This window comes from Mycobacteroides sp. CBMA 271, assembly GCF_009729205.1.
Taxonomy (GTDB): Bacteria; Actinomycetota; Actinomycetes; order Mycobacteriales; family Mycobacteriaceae; genus Mycobacterium.
In genome coordinates, this window is record NZ_VTHB01000002.1 from 651866 (window position 1) to 674530 (window position 22665).

24 protein-coding genes are annotated in these 22665 nt (G+C 63.1%); 15 read left to right on the forward strand and 9 right to left on the reverse strand.

Features of this window, described 5'->3' with window-relative positions; all coding sequences use genetic code 11:
• Positions 1-4: 4 nt before the first annotated feature.
• Positions 5-1399 carry a cytochrome P450 gene (locus FZI91_RS08410; protein WP_155938422.1) on the reverse strand — a complete coding sequence of 465 codons (1395 nt, stop codon included), beginning with the start codon at positions 1397-1399 and terminating at the stop codon, positions 5-7.
• A gap of 165 nt (positions 1400-1564) precedes the next feature.
• Here FZI91_RS08410 and FZI91_RS08415 point away from each other — a divergent pair, with 165 nt between their 5' ends.
• Entirely contained in the window at positions 1565-2188 is a 624-nt protein-coding gene (locus tag FZI91_RS08415; RefSeq protein WP_155938424.1) for a TetR/AcrR family transcriptional regulator, read from the forward strand.
• Between the two features lie 36 nt (positions 2189-2224).
• Here the strand turns inward: FZI91_RS08415 and FZI91_RS08420 are convergent, their stop codons facing one another.
• Positions 2225-2869 carry a dihydrofolate reductase family protein gene (locus FZI91_RS08420; RefSeq protein WP_155938426.1) on the reverse strand — a complete coding sequence of 215 codons (645 nt, stop codon included), beginning with the start codon at positions 2867-2869 and terminating at the stop codon, positions 2225-2227.
• Positions 2870-2930: 61 nt separating this feature from the next.
• Between FZI91_RS08420 and FZI91_RS08425 the strand changes: the two genes are divergently transcribed.
• From FZI91_RS08425 to FZI91_RS08440, 4 genes are all read left to right on the forward strand, one after another.
• Positions 2931-3464, forward strand: a complete 534-nt coding sequence (locus FZI91_RS08425) for a helix-turn-helix domain-containing protein (protein WP_155938428.1) — start codon at positions 2931-2933, stop codon at positions 3462-3464.
• A gap of 78 nt (positions 3465-3542) precedes the next feature.
• Positions 3543-5453 carry a potassium transporter Kup gene (locus FZI91_RS08430; protein WP_309224178.1) on the forward strand — a complete coding sequence of 637 codons (1911 nt, stop codon included), beginning with the start codon at positions 3543-3545 and terminating at the stop codon, positions 5451-5453.
• 51 nt (positions 5454-5504) lie between these two features.
• Complete coding sequence (locus FZI91_RS08435) at positions 5505-5996, forward strand: Dps family protein (RefSeq protein WP_155938430.1); 492 nt, start codon at positions 5505-5507, stop codon at positions 5994-5996.
• 22 nt (positions 5997-6018) lie between these two features.
• On the forward strand, positions 6019-6669 hold the full coding sequence (locus FZI91_RS08440; protein WP_162526538.1) for a thioredoxin domain-containing protein: 651 nt from the start codon (positions 6019-6021) through the stop codon (positions 6667-6669).
• A gap of 3 nt (positions 6670-6672) precedes the next feature.
• Here the strand turns inward: FZI91_RS08440 and FZI91_RS08445 are convergent, their stop codons facing one another.
• The gene (locus FZI91_RS08445; RefSeq protein WP_155938432.1) at positions 6673-7917 is read right to left on the reverse strand and encodes an amidohydrolase; all 1245 of its coding nucleotides are present in this window, start codon (positions 7915-7917) and stop codon (positions 6673-6675) included.
• 104 nt (positions 7918-8021) lie between these two features.
• Between FZI91_RS08445 and FZI91_RS08450 the strand changes: the two genes are divergently transcribed.
• Both FZI91_RS08450 and FZI91_RS08455 read left to right on the forward strand, forming a co-directional pair.
• A complete protein-coding gene (locus FZI91_RS08450) occupies positions 8022-9170 on the forward strand; it encodes an FAD-binding oxidoreductase (protein ID WP_155938633.1) in 1149 nt (382 codons plus the stop codon).
• A gap of 45 nt (positions 9171-9215) precedes the next feature.
• Positions 9216-10037, forward strand: coding sequence for a family 16 glycosylhydrolase (locus FZI91_RS08455; protein WP_162526539.1), 822 nt, complete (start codon positions 9216-9218; stop codon positions 10035-10037).
• A 37-nt stretch (positions 10038-10074) separates the two neighbouring features.
• Here the strand turns inward: FZI91_RS08455 and FZI91_RS08460 are convergent, their stop codons facing one another.
• Together FZI91_RS08460 and FZI91_RS08465 are read right to left on the reverse strand one after the other, a co-directional pair.
• Positions 10075-11244: an NAD(P)/FAD-dependent oxidoreductase gene (locus FZI91_RS08460; RefSeq protein WP_155938635.1), complete on the reverse strand. Its 1170-nt coding sequence runs from the start codon at positions 11242-11244 to the stop codon at positions 10075-10077.
• A gap of 52 nt (positions 11245-11296) precedes the next feature.
• Positions 11297-11893, reverse strand: coding sequence for a hypothetical protein (locus tag FZI91_RS08465; RefSeq protein ID WP_155938434.1), 597 nt, complete (start codon positions 11891-11893; stop codon positions 11297-11299).
• Between the two features lie 226 nt (positions 11894-12119).
• On the opposite strand from FZI91_RS08465, the gene FZI91_RS08470 reads away from it, so the two are divergent.
• The 3 genes from FZI91_RS08470 to FZI91_RS08480 all read left to right on the forward strand — a co-directional run bounded on the left by FZI91_RS08470 (position 12120) and on the right by FZI91_RS08480 (position 15715).
• Positions 12120-12563: an MmpS family transport accessory protein gene (locus FZI91_RS08470; protein ID WP_155938636.1), complete on the forward strand. Its 444-nt coding sequence runs from the start codon at positions 12120-12122 to the stop codon at positions 12561-12563.
• On the forward strand, positions 12560-15364 hold the full coding sequence (locus tag FZI91_RS08475) for an RND family transporter (protein WP_162526540.1): 2805 nt from the start codon (positions 12560-12562) through the stop codon (positions 15362-15364). Before FZI91_RS08470 ends, FZI91_RS08475 begins: the two co-directional genes overlap by 4 nt.
• 81 nt (positions 15365-15445) lie before the next feature.
• Positions 15446-15715: a metal-sensitive transcriptional regulator gene (locus FZI91_RS08480; RefSeq protein ID WP_155938438.1), complete on the forward strand. Its 270-nt coding sequence runs from the start codon at positions 15446-15448 to the stop codon at positions 15713-15715.
• A gap of 30 nt (positions 15716-15745) precedes the next feature.
• Here FZI91_RS08480 and FZI91_RS08485 read toward each other — a convergent pair whose 3' ends face one another.
• A complete protein-coding gene (locus tag FZI91_RS08485; protein WP_155938440.1) occupies positions 15746-16177 on the reverse strand; it encodes a pyridoxamine 5'-phosphate oxidase family protein in 432 nt (143 codons plus the stop codon).
• 49 nt (positions 16178-16226) lie between these two features.
• The gene (locus FZI91_RS08490) at positions 16227-16769 is read right to left on the reverse strand and encodes a TetR/AcrR family transcriptional regulator (protein ID WP_162526565.1); all 543 of its coding nucleotides are present in this window, start codon (positions 16767-16769) and stop codon (positions 16227-16229) included.
• Between the two features lie 152 nt (positions 16770-16921).
• Between FZI91_RS08490 and FZI91_RS08495 the strand changes: the two genes are divergently transcribed.
• Together FZI91_RS08495 and FZI91_RS08500 are read left to right on the forward strand one after the other, a co-directional pair.
• On the forward strand, positions 16922-17686 hold the full coding sequence (locus FZI91_RS08495) for an SDR family oxidoreductase (protein ID WP_155938444.1): 765 nt from the start codon (positions 16922-16924) through the stop codon (positions 17684-17686).
• 59 nt (positions 17687-17745) lie between these two features.
• A complete protein-coding gene (locus tag FZI91_RS08500) occupies positions 17746-18669 on the forward strand; it encodes a patatin-like phospholipase family protein (protein ID WP_155938446.1) in 924 nt (307 codons plus the stop codon).
• A 72-nt stretch (positions 18670-18741) separates the two neighbouring features.
• On the opposite strand, the gene FZI91_RS08505 is transcribed toward FZI91_RS08500, so the two are convergent.
• Positions 18742-19365: an MBL fold metallo-hydrolase gene (locus FZI91_RS08505; protein WP_155938448.1), complete on the reverse strand. Its 624-nt coding sequence runs from the start codon at positions 19363-19365 to the stop codon at positions 18742-18744.
• A gap of 42 nt (positions 19366-19407) precedes the next feature.
• Positions 19408-20553, reverse strand: coding sequence for a hypothetical protein (locus FZI91_RS08510; protein ID WP_155938450.1), 1146 nt, complete (start codon positions 20551-20553; stop codon positions 19408-19410).
• Positions 20554-20643: 90 nt separating this feature from the next.
• On the opposite strand from FZI91_RS08510, the gene FZI91_RS08515 reads away from it, so the two are divergent.
• The 3 genes from FZI91_RS08515 to FZI91_RS08525 all read left to right on the forward strand — a co-directional run bounded on the left by FZI91_RS08515 (position 20644) and on the right by FZI91_RS08525 (position 22657).
• Positions 20644-21489 carry a patatin-like phospholipase family protein gene (locus tag FZI91_RS08515; protein ID WP_155938451.1) on the forward strand — a complete coding sequence of 282 codons (846 nt, stop codon included), beginning with the start codon at positions 20644-20646 and terminating at the stop codon, positions 21487-21489.
• A 24-nt stretch (positions 21490-21513) separates the two neighbouring features.
• Positions 21514-21876 carry an ATPase gene (locus FZI91_RS08520; protein ID WP_162526541.1) on the forward strand — a complete coding sequence of 121 codons (363 nt, stop codon included), beginning with the start codon at positions 21514-21516 and terminating at the stop codon, positions 21874-21876.
• Between the two features lie 73 nt (positions 21877-21949).
• Complete coding sequence (locus FZI91_RS08525; protein WP_155938455.1) at positions 21950-22657, forward strand: nitroreductase family protein; 708 nt, start codon at positions 21950-21952, stop codon at positions 22655-22657.
• Positions 22658-22665: the final 8 nt, after the last annotated feature.

Below are 22665 nucleotides of genomic sequence, written 5' to 3' on the forward strand. Positions count from 1 at the left end.
GATTTCAGGAGCTTCGGGCAAGGAGATGAACGGGCAGACCGCCGGCCAGGCCCGTGGACACGCGAACCCGGTGCCGCGGCGTCCAGCCGTCCCGAGTCTGGAATGCGTAGTGCTGCAGGATCGTTCCCAGCACCAGGACACCCTCGATGTAAGCCATCCGGGTACCCATGCACTTGCGCGGACCAATACTGAATGGCAGGAAGGCATTTCGATTGATCTTGTCGGTGAGGAAGCGCTCCGGACGGAACGCCTCCGGGTCCTGCCAAAAACGAGGATCACGGTGCAGCGCATACGGGCTGATGATGACCTGGGATCCCTTCGGGATGAAGTACCCGCCGATCTCGTCGTCGTCAATTGCCGTGCGAACGTTCGCCGGCGCGGCCTGGAATCGCTGTGCCTCGTCGAAGCAGGCGCGAAGGTACTTCAGGTTCTCCAGATCGGCGTACTCCAGTGCCTTACCGCCGAGAGCGTCGACCTCGGCGTAGGCCTTGCCGAGCGCTCTCGGGTTACGGCACAAGAGGGCAATGGTCCACGCCAAGGCCGCTGCCGTGGTTTCGAACCCGGCGAACACCAGCCCCGCAGCCTCGGATCGGCGCCGCCGTTCCTGTAGCTCGGGGCAGCCGTCGAACTCAAGTCCGAGCAATGCGTCCACGAGGTCGGGGGCTTCCGGCACCGGGCAGCCCGCGCGTTCTCCGACAATACGATTCAGCATGCCGAAGAGCTCGTCCTTGGCCTTCTCGCCGCTGCGGTGCAAGGGATTTGGCAACCTGCCCGGTAGGAAACCGAGGGCCACTCGGCTGATCACGTACCTGCCGTAGTCACGCGCACCGTCTACTGCCGCGTCGATCTCCGCCGGACTCAGCGTGACCTTGAACATCGATCGCAGGAGCCCGTCCATCACGACAGCTCCCAGCTCGTGTTCCAGGTCCACATACTCGCCGGCGACGTGTGCCGACCACGCCGCCACTCGATCGGTGATCCCTTCCATCATCAGGGGCGTCGCACCCGCCAGGGCACGCTCACCGAAGTAGGGGTTGAAGGCCGAACGGACACGCTTCCATTCCTGCCCTTCCAGCAATGGAAGTGCCACCGGCTCACCGGAAACCAGCTCCAGGGTCATCTCATGCTTGGTGTAGCGATCGTGGTGCCTGGTGAACACATGGTCGATGTGGTCAGGATGGTTGACCAGGGTGAAGGTGAACTCCGGACGCCTAGATGTGTGCAGCCGGACCACGTCGCCGTACTGGGCGGCGACCTTGGCCAGAAGCAGATAAGGCAGCCGCAGCGGGTCCCCCAGACCACCAATACCGAGTCGCACGGCTGCCGCCCGCGGAAGGGCCGGCGGATCGCGGCGCTCGACGCCCGTTCCGCGCAATACCGAAATATCATTGGTAGACAAGGCAAGTCGTCCTTCCGTGCGGAGGAGCGGACGAGTATCTGCTCACGCGTGAACGGGTCGGTCTACGGCAGAGCGTAAACCCATTCCTCTCCATATTGCAAGATTGATAGATAAATCATTCATTCATTCACGACGGAGTGGGCGCGGGAACCGTAAGATCGGGTCATGACCGGGGCCGACGTTGTGGCGAGCAAGGTGAGCCGCCCACGCGACGGCGACGCCGAGCGCAATCGACTGCTGGATGCGGCTCGGGCGGAGTTCTGCCGGCACGGCCTGCGACAGTCATCCATCGCGGCCATCGCGAAACGCGGGGCGGTGTCCCAGCCGACGCTGTACCGGCGCTGCGGGACCAAAGACGAGATCGTCTCCGCGGTGATAACCCGCGAAGTCCTGCAGGCATTCACCAGATTGGAAGCAGCCACCAAGGATCTCGCCACCGCCGAGGAACGCATGGTGGAGGCTTGGGTGCTGGGGGTGCGCGAGTCACGCACGAATGAACTCGTCCGGGCGCTGCGAGACTTCGACCCGGACGCGCTGACGAGCGGCATGATGCGCTCCGAAGACGGGCAACATCGATTGGTGCGTTCGGCGATCGTCGGCATCTTCCACGACTCCACCATCGACGAGACCGCTGGCGAGCAGGCGGTTGAGATCGTGATCCGCATCATCGCAACACTTCTCATGGCGCCAACGCCGGTGCTGCCACTCGACACCGACGACGAGTCACGGGCCTTCGCGGAGCGATACCTGGTGCCGATCGTGGGAGCTGCCCGCAAGGGTCCGCTCTAGCCGATCCTCAGTGCAGGATGATGCGTCGGAGCAAGATCAGCGGCGCCAAAACAGATGGTGTACAACACCACTGCCGCTAGGGATCTTCTCCACGTGATAGCGATCGGTGAGCTCGTCCGGGCTCTCCCACAACCTTTCACCGCGACCGATCTCCACCGGCGCCACCGCCACGTGCAGGGTGTCGACGAGGCCCGCGTCCAGGAAGGCGCGCACCGTGGCCACGCCACCACCTATCCGTACGTCCTTACCGTCGGCCGCCTCGAAGGCACGAACCAACGCCTCCTGCGGGGTTGCATTGAGGAAGTGAAAGGTGGTCTCGCCCAAGGTGAACGACGGACGTTCGTGATGGGTTAGCACGAACACAGGGGTGTGGAATGGCGGCTCGTCGCCCCACCACCCCTTCCATTCCTCGTTCTCCCACGGGCCACGCACCGGACCGAACTTGTTGCGGCCCATAATCTCTGCGCCGACGTTTCGCGCCCAGTCGCGGGTGAAGTAGTCGTCGAGGCCGCGCGTTCCTCCGGGGTCGGTGCGGTTGACCCAGCTGGCGGTGGCTCCGGCCCAGGCCATGAGCCTGGACGGATCCGCATGCCCGAACGGCTTTTCCTCGCTTTGCCCCTCGCCCGCACCGTATCCGTCGGCGGTGACACTGAAGCACTGGACGCGAACGAGCTGGGTCATTCGAAGATCCCTTCTGGTTGCATTCTGCAATCAGTTATGGAAGCTACCCTAGACTGATTGCATGACGCAACCAGTCGATCCGAATCGGCTGCCCGTGGCACCGGGCAGGTCGGCCTGCCCCATCAACCTGACGATGGAACTTTTGGGCGACCGCTGGAGCCTAATCGTTTTGCGCGACATCATGTTCAGTGGCAATACCCACTTTCGCGAGCTGCTCACTGCATCGGTTGAGGGCATCGCCTCGAACACTCTCGCCAGCCGGCTGGCCAAGCTCGTCGACGCCGAACTACTCACCCGCGACGACGACCCCTCGCATCTGCAGAAGGTGGAGTACCACCTCACCGAGGCCGCGATTCAGCTTGTCCCGCTGATCGCGCACCTCGGCGCCTGGGGCGCCCGCTGGCTTCCCGCCTCGCCCGAGCTGTCGGTGCGTGCCGAGCTACTGGCGGCGGGCGGGCCACCCATGTGGGAGCGGTTCATGAACGAACTGCGCGGCCGGCATCTCGACGGTGCACCGATACCCGAGGATGGGGTGCTCGCCGAGCTCACCGCTGCGTATCAGGAAACTGCTGCCGCGCATGGTGCTCGTATTTAGGCTCCACGGGCTACGATCACCCCTGCCGCACACCATCCGCGTCAGGAATGAGAAACCGTGCAACAAGACTCCGTAACCGTGTCCGCACACTCCCCGGCCAAGGCCGTGCGGCTAGGCATCGTGGTTGGTGCGCTCGGCGTGGTGTTCGGCGATATCGGCACAAGTCCCATCTACACCATTCAGACGGTGTTCAACCCCGCCGACCCGCACCCCGTCCCGTTGAACACGGACAACGTGTACGGCATTGTGTCGCTGATCTTTTGGTCGGTGATGCTGATCGTCACCCTCACCTACATCACCCTGGTGATGCGTGCCGACAACGACGGCGAGGGCGGCATCATGGCCCTCATCACCCTGCTCACGAGATGGAGCGGGAAGCAAGGCCGCCGCGGTGCACTGGTGCTGGCCAGCGTCGGATTATTCGGTGCTGCACTATTTTTCGGTGACAGCATGATCACCCCCGCCATCTCGGTGCTCTCGGCCGTCGAGGGTTTGAAGATCGTCCAGCCGGAGCTGGAAGTATGGATCGTGCCGATCACCGCGGTCATCATCGTCGCGCTGTTCATGGTGCAACGCCACGGCACCGCCGCCGTCGGGAAGTTCTTCGGACCGGTGATGATTCTGTGGTTCACGGCGATCGGCGCCTGCGGGGTATCCGGGATCGCCACGCACCCCGAAATCCTGAAGGCGCTCTCCCCCACCTACGCAATCGGTTTCATGGCGGGACACTTTCACATCGCCTTCTTCGCCCTCGCGGCCGTCGTGCTGTCGGTGACCGGCGCCGAGGCGCTGTACGCCGATATGGGGCACTTCGGCAGAAAGGCCATCACTTATGGCTGGCTGGGACTTGCTCTTCCCGCGTTGACGCTGAGCTACTTCGGCCAGGGTGCATTGATCCTGGGCGACGAATCTGCGATCAGCGCACCGTTTTTCCTACTGGCACCCGAGTGGGCGCGGCTTCCCATGGTCCTGCTCGCGACGGCGGCCACCGTCATCGCATCCCAGGCGGTGATCACCGGCGCGTACTCCGTGGCCTCGCAGGCCGCTCAGCTCGGCTATTTGCCGCGGCTGCGCATTGATCACACCTCGGAGTCGACGATCGGCCAGATCTATGTGCCGTGGATCAACTGGGTCCTTATGGTCTCGGTGCTCACGCTGGTCTTCGCGTTCCAGAGCTCGGCCGCCTTGGCCTACGCCTTCGGTATGGCGGTAACCGGCACCATCACCATCACCACCCTGCTGTTCTTCTATGTGGCCCGCATCCGCTGGAACACCCCGCTCTGGCTGATCGTGATCGGCGCAGGCTTGCTGTTGTCGGTCGACCTGCTGTTCCTGGCGGCGAACCTGACCAAGCTGGTGCACGGAGCCTGGCTGCCGCTGCTGATCGGCCTCACTGCCTTCACGGTGATGATCACCTGGCAGCGCGGTCGCGCAATAGTCACCCCGGCGCGTGAGGAAGAAGAGGGACCGCTGCGCGAGTTCGTCGACACTCTGCACAACGAGCCCCCACAGGTGGTCCGGGTGCCGGGCACTGCGGTGTTCCTCAATCGGAGCAACGAGACAACACCCCTGGCCATGCGGGCGAATGTCGAACACAACCATGTGCTGCACGAGCACGTGCTCATCCTGTCTATCGAGACGCCGCCCGTGCCGCGGGTTCCCGATGCCGAGCGCACCACGATCGACCACCTGGGCTACGCCAAGGACGGCATCATCCACGTGACAGCACGTTTCGGATACATGGAGACACCCAACGTCCCGCACGCGCTGAGTCTGCTCGATACCTCGGAGACCGAGGGCCCGCTAGACCTCGATGACGCCACCTACTTTCTGTCGAAGCTGGAGCTGACCAAGGGGCGCGAAGCGACCTTGGCTCGCTGGCGCAAAAACCTGTTCATCGCGACATCCCACATCACCGCAGATGCCGCCGAGTTCTTTGGCCTGCCGCGTGATCGCACGGTGATCATGGGTTCGCGTATCGAGGTGTAGATCACCACTGTTATTTGGAATCATTCCAAATAACAGTGGGTTGCACCTGTCATGCCCACCACAACCCGCACCTCAGAATCCGACGTCACGCCCTTCCATGCCTCCACCGCGCTGGCTGGCAGCTTGCAGAGAGTCCTGGTCGACCTCATCGAACTGCACCTGCAAGGCAAGCAGGCGCACTGGAATGTGGTCGGCACCAACTTCCGCGACCTGCATCTGCAACTCGACGAACTCGTCGATTTCGCTCGCGAGGGCAGCGACACCATTGCCGAGCGGATGCGTGCGCTCTACGCAGTTCCCGACGGCCGCTCGGACACCGTCGTCGCCACCACGACCTTGCCCGAGTTCCCTGCCTATGAGCACAGCACCGGCGACGTCGTCGATCTGGTCACCACACGAATCCATACCGCCGTCAATACCATCCGCGGCGTGCACGACGCGGTGGACGACGAGGACCCCACCACCGCCGACATCCTCCACCAACTGATCGACGGTCTGGAGAAGCTGGCCTGGCTGATTGCCTCGGAGAACCGCAAGGTGTGATCCGTCGTGTACCAATGGACTGGTGCATGCACTGAAACGCTTCGCTATGGCCGTCGGCCTACTCGGCACCGTCCTGGTCTTGGGTCCGAATGCCGCGCTGGCCAACGCCGCCGATGCTTCACCGGCAGGTGACGTGCTCTCCCTCGGCGACCCTGCCGCGCCGGGTCAGATCGACCTCTACCTCGATCCGTTGTGCCCCTACAGCGGGAAAATGGTGCAGGAGCAGGGCACCGAGATCGGCAGGCGCCTCGAGTCCGGCAAGCTGCACATCAATCTGCGATTCGTCGACTTTCTCGACAAGTACTCTGCCAGCGGCACATACGACACCCGCGCCATCTATGCGGCGTACGCCGTCGCCGACCAGTCACGATCGAGCGACACCACGTGGCGATTCATCGAGCAGATCTACGCCAAAGGTCAACAACCAGAAGAAGAAGGCGACTCGGATCTAAGTAACGATCAGCTCGCGGATCTGGCCGGCCGGGTGAATGCGCCGCTGGGGGCACAGGACATGATCCGGATCGGGCTGCCGATCCCCTTCGACGCGCGCGCCATCGCGGCCAACAACCTGCCGATCCTGCGGCAGTTCCCCAAATCCGGCGTGCCGCTTGTCGCCATCAACAATCAACCCGTCGACGGGGAGTCCAACTGGCTGAGCAGGATTCCGCGGTAGCCGTTACGAACCAAGGCGTGACAGCGCAGCCACGGTGAGCGCCTCGATGCCGGTGCTCAGCGTGGGTTCGAGGACCGGTGCGAATTCCGGAGAATGGTTGGACGGCACCGGCTTTCCAGCCGCAGCGGCGTCCTCGAAGCGCTGTTGGTCATAGCCGCCCCAGAACCAGAAGGCGGTGGGGACTCCGGCAGTGGTTCCGAAGAAGCCGACGTCCTCGCTGCCGGCGAGCGGGCTCGGTGACTCGATCACCCTGTCGGCGCCAAAATACTCACGGAAGACCGACGCGATCTCCTGCATCGCAGCGTCGTCGACGACGGTGATGGGGAAGGTGTGCAGCGGGGTCACGGTCGGTTCCTTGTCAGCGCCCGAAGCCGCCGCTTCAGCCTGCGCGATCCGATTGATCGAGGCCAGCGCCTTACTGCGGACCTCCTCGGTGAAGCTCCGGACATTGATCCCGAGTTCCGCGTCGTCGGGGATGATGTTGTCCTTGGCCCCGGCGTGCAAGTAGCCGACGGTCACCACGGCCGGTTCAAACGGCGACAGCTCCCGCGACACGATGGTCTGCAGACGCTGCACCACGTTCGACGCCATCACCACCGGATCGATTGCCGACTCCGGTTGTGAGCCATGCCCACCCCGGCCGAACAGCTGCATCTTGAGCGAATCCGACGCCGCCAGCGCCGTACCCGTCTTGTACGCGATCATCCCCGCCAGTAGCGGACCGACGTGCTGGCCGAGAACGATCTCGGGCTTGGGGAACCGATCCAGAATGCCGTCGGCGATCATCGCATTGGCTCCGCCACCGACTTCCTCGGCGGGCTGGAAAACTGCGACCACCGTTCCCGACCACGTCTCTTTCAGCTCAGTAAGCAGCCGAAGGGTGCCCACCAACGCGGCAACGTGCATATCGTGCCCGCACGCGTGCATGACGGGAACGTCCTTGCCATCGGGATTCGTCGCACGGGCGGTGCTTGCATACGGAAGCCCGGTCTGTTCCTGCACCGGGAGGGCATCGAAGTCTGCACGCAACCAGACAACCGGACCGGATCCATTGCGCAGCACGGCAACTACCCCCGTGCCACCGACGCCCGGTGTCACCTCCAGCCCGAGCGGCGCGATAGCCTCCTGGATCTTCGTCGCAGTTCGATGTTCTTGAAACGACAATTCCGGATGCCGATGCAGGTCGCGGTACAACTCGGTCAGCTTCCCCAACGTGTCGGCCCAATTCTCGGGCAACGTGATCGCCATCGAAACCTCCACTACGTGTGCTCGTACAGCTCCATTCGACAATACGACGACCTACCCTCGGACCTAGAGAGTCGTCACCCCCATCGAGATTCACGGGAGATCCCCTGCGCCACATCACCGACGCCGACATCTCCGTCGACACCATTGTCGTCGGGGGCGGGATGTCTGGTGTGTCGATCGCCTACGAATTGGCCGAGCATCACCGCGTTGCGCTGCTGGAACGGGAATCGACGCTCGCCTTCCACACCACGGGGCGCTCAGCCGCAACCTTCGTCGAGAACTACGGCAATCCGGCCATCCGGATGGTGACGGCGGCGAGCCGGGATTTCTTCACCAATCCCGTCGACGGCTTCGATGCACCCCTGGCGACGTCCTTGCCGCTCTTGATCATCGCCGATGCGGCACATGAGGACGCCCTCCGTGCGCATCATCACGAGGACAACCACACCGAGTTGCTCGACGGCGCCGTCGCCGAGCAGATCAATCCCCTACTGCGTCCGGGGTACACGCGTTTGGCCACACTCGATCTGACACCGATGGAACTGGATGTTCACGGGCTGCACCAAGGCTATGTGCGCGGCCTGCGCCGACGTGGCGGGACGATCGTGAAGTCGGCGGAAATCGTGGGCGCTACCCGCCGCCGCGACAGATGGGCCCTGCACGACTCCACCGGCCGCACCTTCGAGGCATCCACCGTTGTCAATGCGGCGGGTGCATGGTGCGACGAGTTCGCGCACGCCTTGGGGGCTCGTCCGGTCGGAATTCGGCCCCTTCGACGCACCGCCTTCATGGTGTCCATGCCACAAGAGGGTTCTCGCGGCCCGCTTCCTATGACGCTCGACGCATCCGACGCCTTCTACTTCAAACCCGACGGCACCCAGTTCCTCTGTTCTCCGGCCGACGAAACCCTGCAGCCGCCGGGAGACCCTCGGCCCGATGAGCTGGAGATGGCCCGGGCGATCGGAATGATTAACGAGGCGACCACTCTCGGTATCAGGACGGTGAACTCCGCCTGGGCCGGGCAGCGCTGCTTCACTACCGACCGCACACCCGTGGTGGGCGCAGACCCGGATGTCGAGGGATTCTTCTGGTACGCCGCTCAGGGCGGGTATGGCATCCAGATGGCGCCTGCCCTGGCCCGCGTCGGCGCTGCTCTGGCGACGGGCAACCCCCTCCCGGATGATCTCGTCACCCGCGGGCTGACCACGGCAATGCTGTCGCCACGCCGGGCATCACTGCACGCCTCCCACTAGCCGCTCCCGGACCGCGCCGGGCGAATCCTGTTATCGTCGGCGGCGATGGTGAACATGGATCGGCGCCGCATGATGGCGTTATCAGGACTCGGCATGCTGACAGCGGCGGCTTCTATGCCGGAGGCGTGGGCGCAACCGGCTCCGCAGATCCCGCCCCAACAGCCGCCCACCGGCAAGTACGTGTTCGTTGACGAGTTCGACGGCCCGGCGGGTTCCGCACCCGATGGATCCAAGTGGGCGGTGTCGAAGGCGCGCGAGTCCATGAAGGACCCGACGTTTTGGGAGCTCCCCGAAAATGTCGGCCAATACCGTGACGATCGCAAGAATGTGTTCCTCGACGGTAATTCGAACCTCGTGATCCGGGCCACCAAGGACGGCAACACCTACTACGGCGGCAAGATCTACAGCACGACTGAACTCGGTGTCGGTCACACCTGGGAAGCGCGTATCAAGTTCAACTGCCTGACCCCGGGCGCGTGGCCCGCGTTCTGGCTCGGGAGCGACCAGGACGGTGAGATCGACACCGTCGAGTGGTATGGCAACGGCAGCTGGCCGGCCGCAACCACCGTGCACGCCAAGGCAAACGGCTCGGAATGGAAGACCCACAACCTGTCCCTGGACAGCGCCTGGCACACCTGGCGCACCCAGTGGGATGACAAGGGCATCCGATTCTGGCGCGACTACACCGACGGCGCCGCTCCATACTTCGAGGTAGCGGCCAACTCTCTCGCGGACTGGCCGTTCAACAATCCCGGCCACCGAGTCTTTCCGGTGCTGAATCTGGCGGTGGCCGGATCCGGCGGCGGCGATCCACGCGGTGGCACCTACCCCGCGGAGATGCTCGTCGACTGGATCCGGGTCTCGTAGATCCGCAGACCCCGTCGGGCCCTGCAGACGCGAGACATCAAGCACCGGAACGCGACTCCCACATGTCACGCCACTCGGCTTCCTCGTCTTGTTTATCGCGATGCTGGCCCGTAGACGGTTCGGTAAGCGTGATTGCCGGATGCGGCAGGGTGAAAAAGTCGCCCTTACCCTGCGCCGCACGGTGCTGACCGGTATCGAGGTAGCAGTACCCCAGTCCCGAGAGCTCCGCGGTCCGATCGGACTTGTCGAGATAGTGAAGCAAGTTCTGGGTAGCCGCTTTGGCACCGTTCTTGGCGAAAATGGCAGCCTTCGGCAGGGGCCTGCCAGAGGGCGACGTCACCGACGTGGTGTCACCGATCGCCCAGATTCCCTCGTGGGTCGTCTGCATGGTCTGCGGATCGACGCCTATCCACTCCGCCCCATCGATGGTGACGGACGGCTCATGCGGCGGAACGAACACCAACAAGTCGAAACTCACTGTGGAGCCGTCCTCGAATACGACGACCTTCTCGTCCGGGTCAATGCGTTCTGTGGCGTGCTCACCGTGGAAGGCGATCTTGTTGTCCCCGAGCAGCTCCACCAGCTGAGGTCCCGCATACGGGCCCGCCGACGGCATGGGGTGCTTCTCCGGGGTGTAGACGCTGATGTCGACGCTGGCTCGTATGTTCTTTTCGTTCAAAAGGTCCGAGGCGAGCAGGGCCCCCTCGTAGGGAGCCACCGGGCAGCGGTACGGCTGTGATGTCACCAGGAAGACGAGCTTGCCCCCCGAGAATTCTTCAAGCGCGCGCCGGGCCTCACCGGCTGCGGCAACGCCGTAGTAGTGCACCGCATCACCCCGGGCGGCTGCTTCACTCAAGCCCGGAATCTTGTCGAGGGCATTACGAGCGCCGGTGGCGATGACCAGCGCGTCAAAGTCCAGAGTCGAGGAGTCGGATAGGGATACGGTGCGTGCGCTGGTGTCGATGCCGACAACGGAGCCCGTGACGGTGGTTATCCCCGACAATGTCTGGGCACTGGGCCGAATCGGCACACTCTCCGCGTCACGCCAACCCCGCATGACCCATGGCAGGGTAAATCCCAGAAAATGCGCGAAGTCCTCGTCCACAATCGTGATGTCTAGATCCTCGAGCGGTGCGTGGGACTGACGGAGCTCGTTGATCACACTCAGGCCGCCGATGCCGGCACCCAGGATGACAATCTTCTTCATGTTCTGCGTTCCCTCTTCCTCTCGGACTTCGTTTTTCACTGACTACCTGCTCTCAATGCGCCGGACGCGGGCGCTGCAGTTGCGTGAACTCCGGTACCCGTGCGAGCGCGATGACCGCGTCGAACAACGCGTGCGCACCAGCGCGGTCCGGTAACGCCGTCAACACGGGCCCGAAGAACGTGCGCTCCTCGACCTGCAATAGGGGGCTGCCACCGACATCGCCCAACGCCCGCTGCCCGGCTTCGTGGGTGGACCGGACCAGCGTGTCGAGCGAGGTGTCCGACAACGATTCGATGGATGTCCGCAGGGGTGCGACTGCCGCAAGCACCTGTTCGACCAGATCGGCGCCGACGGGTATCGAATTATCGAAATACAGCTCACCGAAGACGAAATACGCATCATGTAAAGCCTTCTGGCCCAGCTCACGATGGATGCTGGCCATAAGCCGTCCCACGCGACGCGAGTCATCCATGCGTGCTCGTTGGGCGGGCGGCAGCTCCCTACCCTCATTCAGCACGGCCAGATTCATCAGCTGCCAATCGACCGACAGACCGGACTGACCCGCGACCGTGTCCAGCCACCGGGCGGTGTTCCAGGAGAACGGGCACACCGGGTCGAGCCAAACCTTCACACGGCCAAGTGTCGACATGCGGTATCTCCCATCATTGTGAAACACGGCCGACACCAGGGAAAACGCCCACAATGGCGCCGGTACGGCGGTTCGTTCTGATTCCATTCATACCATACCCCCTACCGTATTTACGAGGAGTAGGGCCGAGTGTGGATCGTTGGTGTTTATACCCTAGGGGGTATGGTATGAATGCAGCATGTCGTTGCCCAAAAGCATTGATCTACAGCAGAAGGGTGGTCGGGTGATGCGCACCGCCATGGTTGCCGCGTTGAAGCGGGCGTGGGTCCCGATGGTTGTCGCGTGCGCGGTCGGTCTCGGCGCGATCGCAGTGAATCACCTGCGAGGCGCGTTCGGCTCCGAACCGATATTCGCGGCCACTGGCATCAGCGCAGAACCCCTTGCGTCCTCCACGATCAAGCGGGTGCAATACGAGATCTATGGCCCGACCGGCACCACCGGCACGGTGAACTACCTGGACAAAGACGCCCAGCCGCAACAGGCCGACTTCGCCAGCTTGCCTTGGACGTACACGATCGAAACAACGGCACCAGCGGCGCTCGCAAGCGTTGTGGCGCAAGGTAATGGCACCGCCCTTGGGTGCCGGATCATCGTGAACGATCAAACCAAGGCCGAGCAGTCCGCGGACGGGCACCGCGCCCAGGCCTCTTGTCTGGTCAAAGCCGCATGAACGCCTCCACCCAAGAACGTCCGGCCTTCATGCGATTTGTCCGCAGATTCGCCGTCCCCATTCTGGTGGCCTGGCTACTGCTGACCGTCGCGGTCAATGTTCTTGTGCCACCGATAGAGTCCGTGGCAAGAGAGCATGCGGTCACCATGTCGCCGCAGGATGCACCGGCGATGATCGCGGCCAAACACATCGGCCAGAAGTATCACGAATCTGACTCCGACAGCATCGCGATGATCGTGCTGGAAGGCGACGAAGCACTCGGTGAACAGGCGCACCGGTACTACGACAGCTTGGTGGCAGAGCTGCGGGCAGACACCGACCACGTGCAGCACGTCCACGACGTCTGGGGTGATCCGCTGACCTCTTCCGGAGTCCAGAGCCGCGACGGTAAGGCCGCCTATCTGCAGCTCAATCTGGCCGGTGACCAGGGCAGCACGCTGGGCAACAAATCCGTTGCCGCGGTGCGTGAAATCGTAGGCAACTCCACCCCACCACCGGGCCTCAAGGCATATGTCACCGGCCCCGCGGCGCTGACCACAGACATGAACGAGGCCGCTGACAAAAGCATGCTCGTCATGATGGGCGTGACCGGCGCGGTCATCATGATCATGCTCCTCATCACCTACCGCTCCATCAGCACGATGCTGCTGGTTCTAGTCATGGTCGGGTTCGAGATGGGCACCGCCAGAGGTGTTGTCGCGATTCTCGGCAACTACGATCTACTGGAATTCTCGACATTCGTGGTGGCCATGTTGTCATCTCTTGCGATCGCGGCAGGTACTGACTACGCGATATTTCTCATCGGCCGCTACCAGGAAGCGCGCCAAGCCGGCCAAGACCGAGAATCGGCGTACTACACGATGTTTCGGGGTACCTTCCACATCATCCTGGGCTCAGGACTGACCATTGCCGGTGCCACGTTGTGTTTGCATCTTGCGCGGCTTTCCTATTTCAAGGCACTAGGCATCCCGTCCGCCCTGGGGCTGCTCGTCGTTGTTGCCGGCGCACTGACCGCCGCGCCCGCCCTCGTCGCGGTCGCGAGCCGGTTCGGTCTGCTCGACCCGAAGCGAGCCGTGAAGGTCCGCCGGTGGCGGCGTATCGGTACCGCCACCGTGCGCTGGCCCGGCGCGGTGTTCGCCGCCTCATTGGCCATAGCGCTAATCGGTATCGCCGTAATGCCGACCATGAAGGTCAGCTACAACGACCGCTTCTACATACCCAGCGATTTGCCGTCCAACATTGGATACGCGGCGGCTGAACGCCATTTCAGCGCCGCCACAATGAATCCCGATATCCTGATGATCGAAAGCGATCATGACATGCGCAATACCGGCGACATGATCATTCTCGACAAGATCGCCAAGGAGGTGTTCCGGTCACCGGGAATCTCGATGGTGCAGAGCATCACCCGCCCCTTGGGCGGACCAATCGAGCACACCTCCATACCATTCCAGATCAGCGCACAGTCGATTCCCATCCAGCAGAACCTTCAATTCATGAAGGACCGCGCGGCCGATATGCTCACCATGAGTGAAGATCTCGCCGCCATGATCGGATCCATGGAGCGCATGCAGTCTCTCGTGGACCAGATGAGCACCGCGACCCACCGTATGACCGGCGATATGACAGACGCGAAGGCGACACTGGACGAGATCCGGGGCCATCTGGCCGACTTCGATGACGTGATACGGCCTTTGCGTAACTATTTCTATTGGGATCAGCACTGTTTCGATATCCCTGTATGCACGGCAATACGTTCGGTATTCGACTCGATCGACGGCGTCGACACCTTCGGCGACAAGATGCGCGCACTGACCACAGACGTCGGAAGTATCGACGCCGTGATTCCTCACATGGCCGCAGAGTTCATACCGATCATTGCCGTGGCCAAGTCCATGCGCGGCACCCTGCTGACGATCCACAGCAGCTTCTCGAACCTGGTCACACAGCTGGCGCAGATGACTGACACCGCCGGCGCGATGGGTCAGGCCTTCGACGCGTCCCGCAGCGGCGACTACTTCTACCTGCCGCCAGAAGCATTCCAGAACCCCGACTTTCAGCGCGGCCTGAGACTATTCCTGTCGCCCGACGGCCACGCGGCACGCTTCATCATCACCCACGACAAGGACCCAGCGACCCCCGCGGGGATTTCCGCGGTCACCTCCGAATTGGAGGCCGCCCACCAGGCCGTGAAGGGAACCGTCCTGACCGATGCGCAGTTCTATCTCACCGGTACCGCCGCGATCTACCGCGATATACAATCCGGTTCTCACTATGACCTTCTGATCGTCGGAATCGCCGCCCTGACACTGATTTTCGCAGTAATGATGATCATCACGCGCGCACTGGTTGCCTCGCTAGTCATCGTGGGCACCGTGCTGCTTTCCCTCGGCGCGGCATTCGGGCTCTCCGTGCTGGTGTGGCAACACATCCTGGGTCTCGAGCTCAACTGGATCGCACCGGTCTTCGGGCTGATCATCCTGTTGGCTGTCGGCTCGGACTACAACCTGCTGCTCGTGTCACGATTCCAGGAGGAGATCGGCGCGGGATTGAAGACCGGCATCATCCGCTCGATGGGCGAAACCGGCGGAGTCGTCACGGCCGCGGGTCTGGTGTTCGCCTTCACCATGATGTCTATGGCGGCAAGCGATTTGAGCTCAATCGGTCAGGCCGGCAGCACCATCGGACTGGGCTTATTGTTCGACACACTCATCGTCCGCTCACTGATGACGCCGTCGATAGCCGGGCTCCTCGGCCCCTGGTTCTGGTGGCCGATGCAAGTCCGCAGGCGCCCGACTTAAAGCCAGCGCACAAACAGACCGTGCGCACTATACCCAGGAGGGTATAGTGAAAGCAGCTAGGAGCCCTCGAAAGGTAGACCAATGATCGACGATCAAGACAGCATCGCCGCGATCCTCGGCAGACTGCGCCGCGCACAGGGGCAGCTCAACGGAGTGATCAACATGATCGAAAATGGGCGCGATTGCAAAGATGTCGTGACTCAGCTGGCCGCCGTGTCGCGAGCGCTCGACCGCGCCGGATTTAAGATCGTCGCCACAGGACTGCGCGAATGCATTGCCGCCGACAAAAACGGAAACACCGCTCCCATGACCGAGGCAGAACTCGAGAAACTGTTCCTCGCCTTGGCGTGAGTGCGGCAACTCACGCCAAGCGTTCTCGGCTCAGAGATCGTCCGAGAAATCCGCGGTGAGCCAGCGATCCGGACGGATCGTAAAGAGCACCGTATCGGCGGTGTCGTAGCTGCGCGCGAATTCCCGTCCGGCCTCTTCGCCGAGGTACCGGATCGCGATGGCCTCGCGGACCTCCGCCGGGGCGCCCTGTGTCGTTTCGACGACCGTTCCCTCGACAACGACGTACTGGTACGGCGGCTCTTCGTGTTGCACGGTCACGGTCACCGCGCCCGCCTGCTCGATGAGCCTGGCCTTGCGATTTCCCGCACTGGTATTGATTCGAATGTTGCCGCCGGACGCGTAGTCGTACCAGATGGGGACGCTAGCTGGTGGGCGGCCATCATCGGCCGCAACCGACAGCACGGCGATGTGCTTCGCGGCGAGGAACTCTTGGCGTTCGGCTTCGGAGAACTTGCGTGGCATGTCGCCTCAAACCACCGGAAAGGTGGGCTCTATTCCCGGCCCGCGTTCCTCATGCCCCGATCCCTGTGAACACGTTGTCCAGCAAGGCATCCACAAAGCTCTCCGTCAACGGTTGATCCGGCACCAATAACCGGTGGTAGCAGGCTCCCCACAGTTGATCCACAATGACCTCGGGATCCGTATTCGGCCGGATCTGTCCTCGCTCCTGTCCCCGGCGTATCGCCGCAACACCGAGGGCACGTCGTGGCCCTGAATACCGTTGCAGAAAAGCCGCTTTGAGTTCCGGATCGGTCTGCGCCTGACCGATGAGTTCTCCGATGATCGCGCTCCCGGCACCGTCCCGAATGACGCCCAGAAAGGCGTGCATCTGGGTGCGCAGGTCGCGCTCGATGTCCCCGCTGTCCGGGAATCCCAGTTCCGGTTCAACCTTTCGGAAGTAGCCGTCGAGCGCGAGTGCTCCCTTCGACGGCCACCATTTGTAGATCGTCACCTTGCTTGCGCCGGAGAGAGCCGCGACCTTGTCGATGGTGAACCCACGCATCCCCTCGGCCAAGAGAAGGTCACCCGCCGCCTGAAGGACTTCCTCACGCACCTCATCGGCCGGCCGACGCCCTCGACGAGGCTGCTTCACCTCGCCCCCTTCCACAGAAGTCACCGTCGCCTCCCACTCCTTGCCAACTATGTGTACGTACCGTACATTAACTATATGTACGGTACGTACACATAATCGATGGAGGGCCTGCGATGAAGATCTCGGGAAACACAGTGTTCATTCCAGGCGCCACCAGCGGGATCGGACTTGAACTCGCAATAGCTCTGCAGGCCAAGGGTAATACCGTGATCATCGGAGGACGCCGGACCGAGCTGCTGGAACAGATCAGCGCCGAACACCCCGGCATCTCGGCCGTGCAGATCGACATCTCGGACCCGGCCAGCATTCACACCGCAGCGCGACAGGTGCTCACCGAGCATCCGAGCCTGAACGTCCTCATCGCGATGGCCGGGGTGATGCGCGTCGAGGATTGGCACCACCCCGAGTCGTTTCTTCAGTCTGCCGAGGAGATCGTCACCACCAACGTGCTCGGCCCGATCCGCTTGATCGCCAACTTCATCGAACACCTGCAAGCGCAGCCGGAAGCCACCATCGTCACGGTGTCTTCGGGGTTGGCTTTCGCGCCGCTGAAAGCCACGCCCAGCTACAACGCGTCGAAGGCCGCGATCCACATGCTCAGCGAGTCGATCCGGCTACAGCTCGCGGACACCGGGGTCCAGGTCAAGGAGCTGCAGCCACCCGCGGTTCGCACGAACCTGTTACCGGGGCAACAGGACAGTGATTTCGCGATGCCCCTCAAGGACTTCGTTGATGAGGTGGTGACGCTGCTGGAGACACAGCCTGACGCCACCGAGATCCAGGTAGAACAGGTGAAATTCCTCCGCTACGGCGAGGCACGCGGCAACTACGACGAGGTCGTCGCTGCACTGAACGCATCCGATCCCCACAGTCGCTAGACCCGGGTGTCACGCACCTCACCTGGATACCTGGCCGCACTCTTGTCAAGATTGAGCTGATGACTGACGAGGTGAGAGCACCCGGGACCAAGGTCGCACTTGCGCTGGGCGCAGGCGGTGCGCGTGGCTACGCGCATATTGGTGTGATTCGCGAACTGCGCGAGCGGGGCTATGAGATCTCTGGGATTTCTGGATCATCGATGGGTGCCATGGTGGGCGGCCTGGAAGCAGCCGGGGCGCTCGACGAATTCGCCACGTGGGCAACATCGCTGACCCAGCGAGCAGTGCTTCGGCTGTTGGACCCGACATGGGCCAGCCCCGGCTTCTTCCGCGCGGAGAAGATTCTTGACGTGGTGCGCGAACTGCTCGGCGACGTCACGATCGAGGAACTGCCCATCCCGTTCACCGCCGTCGCAACGGATCTGATCGCCGGCAAGTCGGTATGGCTGCAGCGTGGCTCATTGTCGTCGGCCATCCGGGCCTCCATCGCGATACCCGGGATGATCTCGCCGCACGTGATGGATGGACGGGTGCTGGCCGACGGCGGCGTTCTCGACCTACTGGGGGTGGCACCGCTGGCCGGAGTGCACGCCGAGCTCCGGGTGGCGGTGAGCCTCAGCGGAGGCGATGAACTGCGCGCTCCGGCGCCACCCCCGGAGCCCGAGCCACGCGAACCGCGGGTAACAACGGAGTGGCTGAACAGGCTGCTGCGCAATACCTCGGCGCTCTTTGAGACCGAAGATGCCGGGCCTGCCGGTCAACCAGATCCCGCCGCGAAACTGACGAGCTTCGAAGTGATGAACCGCACCATCGAGATCATGCAATCGGCACTTGCCCGCATGCAACTTGCATCACACCCGCCCGACGTCCTCATCGAGGTGCCCCGCACGACGAGCCGGAGTCTCGACTTCCATCGAGCCACCGAGGTCATCGAAGTTGGACGCCGTTGTGCTGTAGAGGCTCTCGACAAGTACGCGCCGTAAGACTCACGCCGAGAAGGCACTCAGGTACAGAATTCGGCCGATTTCTGTACCTGAGTGCCTTCTCGTGCGGTGTCAGTGGCCGCGCGCCACCCAGTCGTCGTAGTGCACGATCTCGTCCCCAATGGTGGTGGTGTCACCGTGGCCGGTGTAGACGACGGTGTCCACGGGAAGCGGACCCAGACGTCCGGAGATGGACTGCAGGATCGTCGGGAAATCGGAGAACGACCTACCCGTGGCACCCGGCCCACCCTGGAACAGGGTGTCACCCGAGAAGACCGCACGCAGGTCCGGCGCGTACCAACACACCGAGCCGGGGGAATGCCCCGGCGTGTGCAGGGCATGCAACTCCAGACCGCCCACACGCAGCGCCATATCGTCCTCGACGCTGCGGAAGTCCTTGTTCGGGTGCGTTGTACGCCACAGCATGTCATCGGCGGGATGCAGTAGCACCGGCGCATCCAGGGCCTGACTCAGCTCGGGGGCGACAGTGATGTGGTCGTTGTGCCCGTGGGTGCAGACCACCGCCACCACGTTGCGGCCGGCGACCGCCTCGATGATCGGCTCCGCCGAATGGGCGGCGTCGAAGACCACTACGTCGGAATCGTCGCCGACTATCCAGATATTGTTGTCGACTTCCCAACTGCCGCCGTCGAGTTCGAAGGTTCCGCGGGTCACTACCCGCTCTATTCCGCTCATCAATCCACCACCATGGGACGCAGTTCTGGGCCGCAAGGGATGCTATCGGACAACGTCGACGACGCGTTCGGCGATCTGCGTCCGTCTCCCGTCGGCGGTGACGTAGTACAGCGTCCCGACGTCGTCATCTGCCGGATCCCCGGACTGCAGCACAACAGCCTTCGCACCATCGGCGAGTTCCACCGACTCGAGCACGGGTTCTTCCCCAACCTTGTCCCAGATGTCGCCATCCTTGGTCCATTCGGCGAAGCGCTTCTCGCCTATCCGCTGTCCGCCCGGGCCGCAATGCACCGCGGCCGAGCTCGCGTGCAGGGTGCCGGACAACCCCCACCACAGAGTTCGCACGTAGGACTCGGTGTCGTCATCGGGATGCCCCTGCACGTCGGTCGTCTCGGTCTGCCCGGTCTCCAGGTCAAGCACCCCGACCGGGTCGTGAAAACAGCTGCTCACGCCACCAGGTTCTCGAGGTGGCGGATAACGAACTCCGTTGTAGGCGATCCGCTTTCCATCGGGACTGAACGACGCGTTCCAGATGCCGGCGGTGCCCACCTCTACTCCGTAACCACGCACCCGGCCATCCCGGGAAATCAGGTACAGCGATTGCGGCCCCCCGTTGGGCGCGTGCGCGCGTTCGTGACGGGTGACCAGCAGCTGTCCATCGCGTTCGGCTGCGATATACACATCGGAGTCAGAGACCCCCGGTTCCAGTGGCGGAAGCGAGAGTTCGCGCAGCATCTCCGGCTTCGGCTCCTCGTCCGCCAGGTCTGCACGCATGAGTCGATTCGGCCTGTCCCACCAGACGACCGTGCTTCCGCCACCCGGGTACGCCGTCGAGTACACCGGGATGGCGAAGGACAAGGTCCGGCTGCGGCCGGTGCGCAGGTCATAGACGACGAGATGGCCGTCGTCCGGCCCGCCGTATTGGCGGGCCACGACGCGCTCGCCGTCATCGGTGACAAAGCCCGAGCGGAGAAACCGTCCGGGGATCTGCGCGATCGTCATTCCGCCTCGCACAACACCCAGCTCGGCGATCGGCTCCGGTTCGTACTTCACCCGCGACGCGATGTACGTGGTGTACGCGAACACCGACGGTGCGCGCGGTGGTTCACTCAGATGCGGTGATTGCTGCTGCGGCGCCGAACATCCCACCAGAACGACAATCAGACCCACCGACAATGTCCGTTGCATGAGACCCCCAAAATCTGTCGATCACCAAGATTCCGACCATCATCTCCCAGCCGGTCCTGCACACGGGGCTATCTCGTTAGTGTTGGATTCATGACAACGGCGTTCGTGCTATCCGGTGGCGCCAGCCTCGGGTCCATCCAAGTGGGAATGCTGCTGGCCATGGCCGAGGCCGGAGTGACCCCCGACCTGATCGTCGGCACCTCGGTGGGCGCGTTGAACGGGGGCTGGATAGCGTCCCGGCCCGACGTCGACGGTATCAACGGTCTCGCCGATCTCTGGCGGTCGTTGTCTCGTAACGATGTCTTCCCCCCAAGTCTCGCTACGGGATTCCTCGGCTTCATCGGGCGCCGGCGCAGCCTTGTCTCGGACGCTGGTCTTCGGCGTCTTCTCAAGAACCACGTGGAGTTTCAGCGGCTCGAAGACGCCCCGATTCCGTTGCACGTGGTCGCCACCGAGGTGCTGACGGGTGAGGATGTTCGGCTGTCCAGCGGCGATCCTGTCGACGCTATCGCCGCCAGCGCCGCGGTGCCCGCGGTCCTGCCACCCGTGAGGATCAACGGGCACGACTACATGGACGGCGGGGTCGTCAACAACACTCCGCTCTCCCATGCTGTCGCGCTCGGCGCCACCGAAATCTGGGTGTTGCCGACCGGATATGCCTGCGCTCTGCCCGAAGCACCCCGAGGTGCGGTGGCCATGGCGCTGCACGCGATGACACTTGCCATCAACCAGCGCATGGCGGCGGACGTGGCTCGATTCGAAAGCACCGTCGATCTACGGGTGGTGCCGCCGCTGTGCCCGGTGCGTACGTCGCCGGCAGACTTCTCACATTCGGCCGAGCTCATCGGGCGAGCACACGAACAGACGCGGCGATGGTTGACCTTGCCTCATTTCAAGATCAACCAGGCAGATCTGCTGGCACATCTACACGAATGATCGCCCGACCTGCATACTGACCGCGTGGTCGACGACGCCCCCAGCCAACCCGGCCCCCGCACCGGCCGTGAGCGGATCCAGAAACTCGCCCGCGCTGCATTGAACGCCGATGTGACCGTCGAGCAACTGGACACCGTACTCACCGACATGTCGGTCGTTCTCGTCGATATGAGCGAGACGCTCAGTGTCATCGGCGAACTCACACCGCGGATGATGGTCATCGTCGAACGGATGGAGAACGTGATGACTCGCGTCGAACGCATCGTCGGCGTGGCCGAGTCGGTGCTCACGCCGGTGGTCGTTACCGAAGCCGCCGTCCGCGGCGTCCTCGGATCCCTCCAAAACGAGATCAAACGACGCCTGAATCCGCCGCGTTCCGCAGACTAGCGCTCCGAAAGAAGTGCCCCGCGGCTGTTCTCTGTTAGATCTCCACGGAACGCAGAACACTTAGAGTGACGCCATGGAGCTCTACGATGTCATGCGCACCACCTTCGCGGCACGCGAGTTCACCGGGGAACCACTGCCCGACAACGTGTTAGATCGCATTCTGGATAACGCGCGCTTCGCACCTAGCGGCGGCAACCGACAAGCCGGGCACGTCATCGTGGTCAGGGATGCCCAGACACGTGAAAGCCTGGTCGACGCAACGAAACCGGGTGCGCGACGCTACTTCGCGCAGATCATGGCGGGCGAGAATCCGTGGAATCCCATCACCCCCACGCACGTTGCGCCGGAGACGACAGCGGCAACCGTGGTCCCTGAGTCAGTCATTGAACCGATCCGCACCGCGTCGGTGGTCCTGGTCGTATGCCTGGATCTGCGGCTGGTCGCCGCCACGGATCAAGACCTGGATCGCATCGGCGTGATCAGCGGAGCGTCGATCTATCCGTTGGCGTGGAACATCCTGCTGGCCGCTCGCGCGGAGGGCTTCGGCGGAACCTTGACCACCATGGCCGTGGCGCAAGAGCCGAAAGTGCGTGAGCTGCTGGGCATTCCCGATACCCACGCGGTCGCTGCGGTACTACCCATCGGCAGGCCGGTCAAGCAGCTGACCACGCTCAAACGCAATGCCGTTCACGAGTTCGTCACCCTCGAACGGTTCGATGGGGATCCCTGTCGATGGGTTCGTGAGATCTCGACAGCATCCCGCGAGATTGAAACTAGATAGGTCCTTAC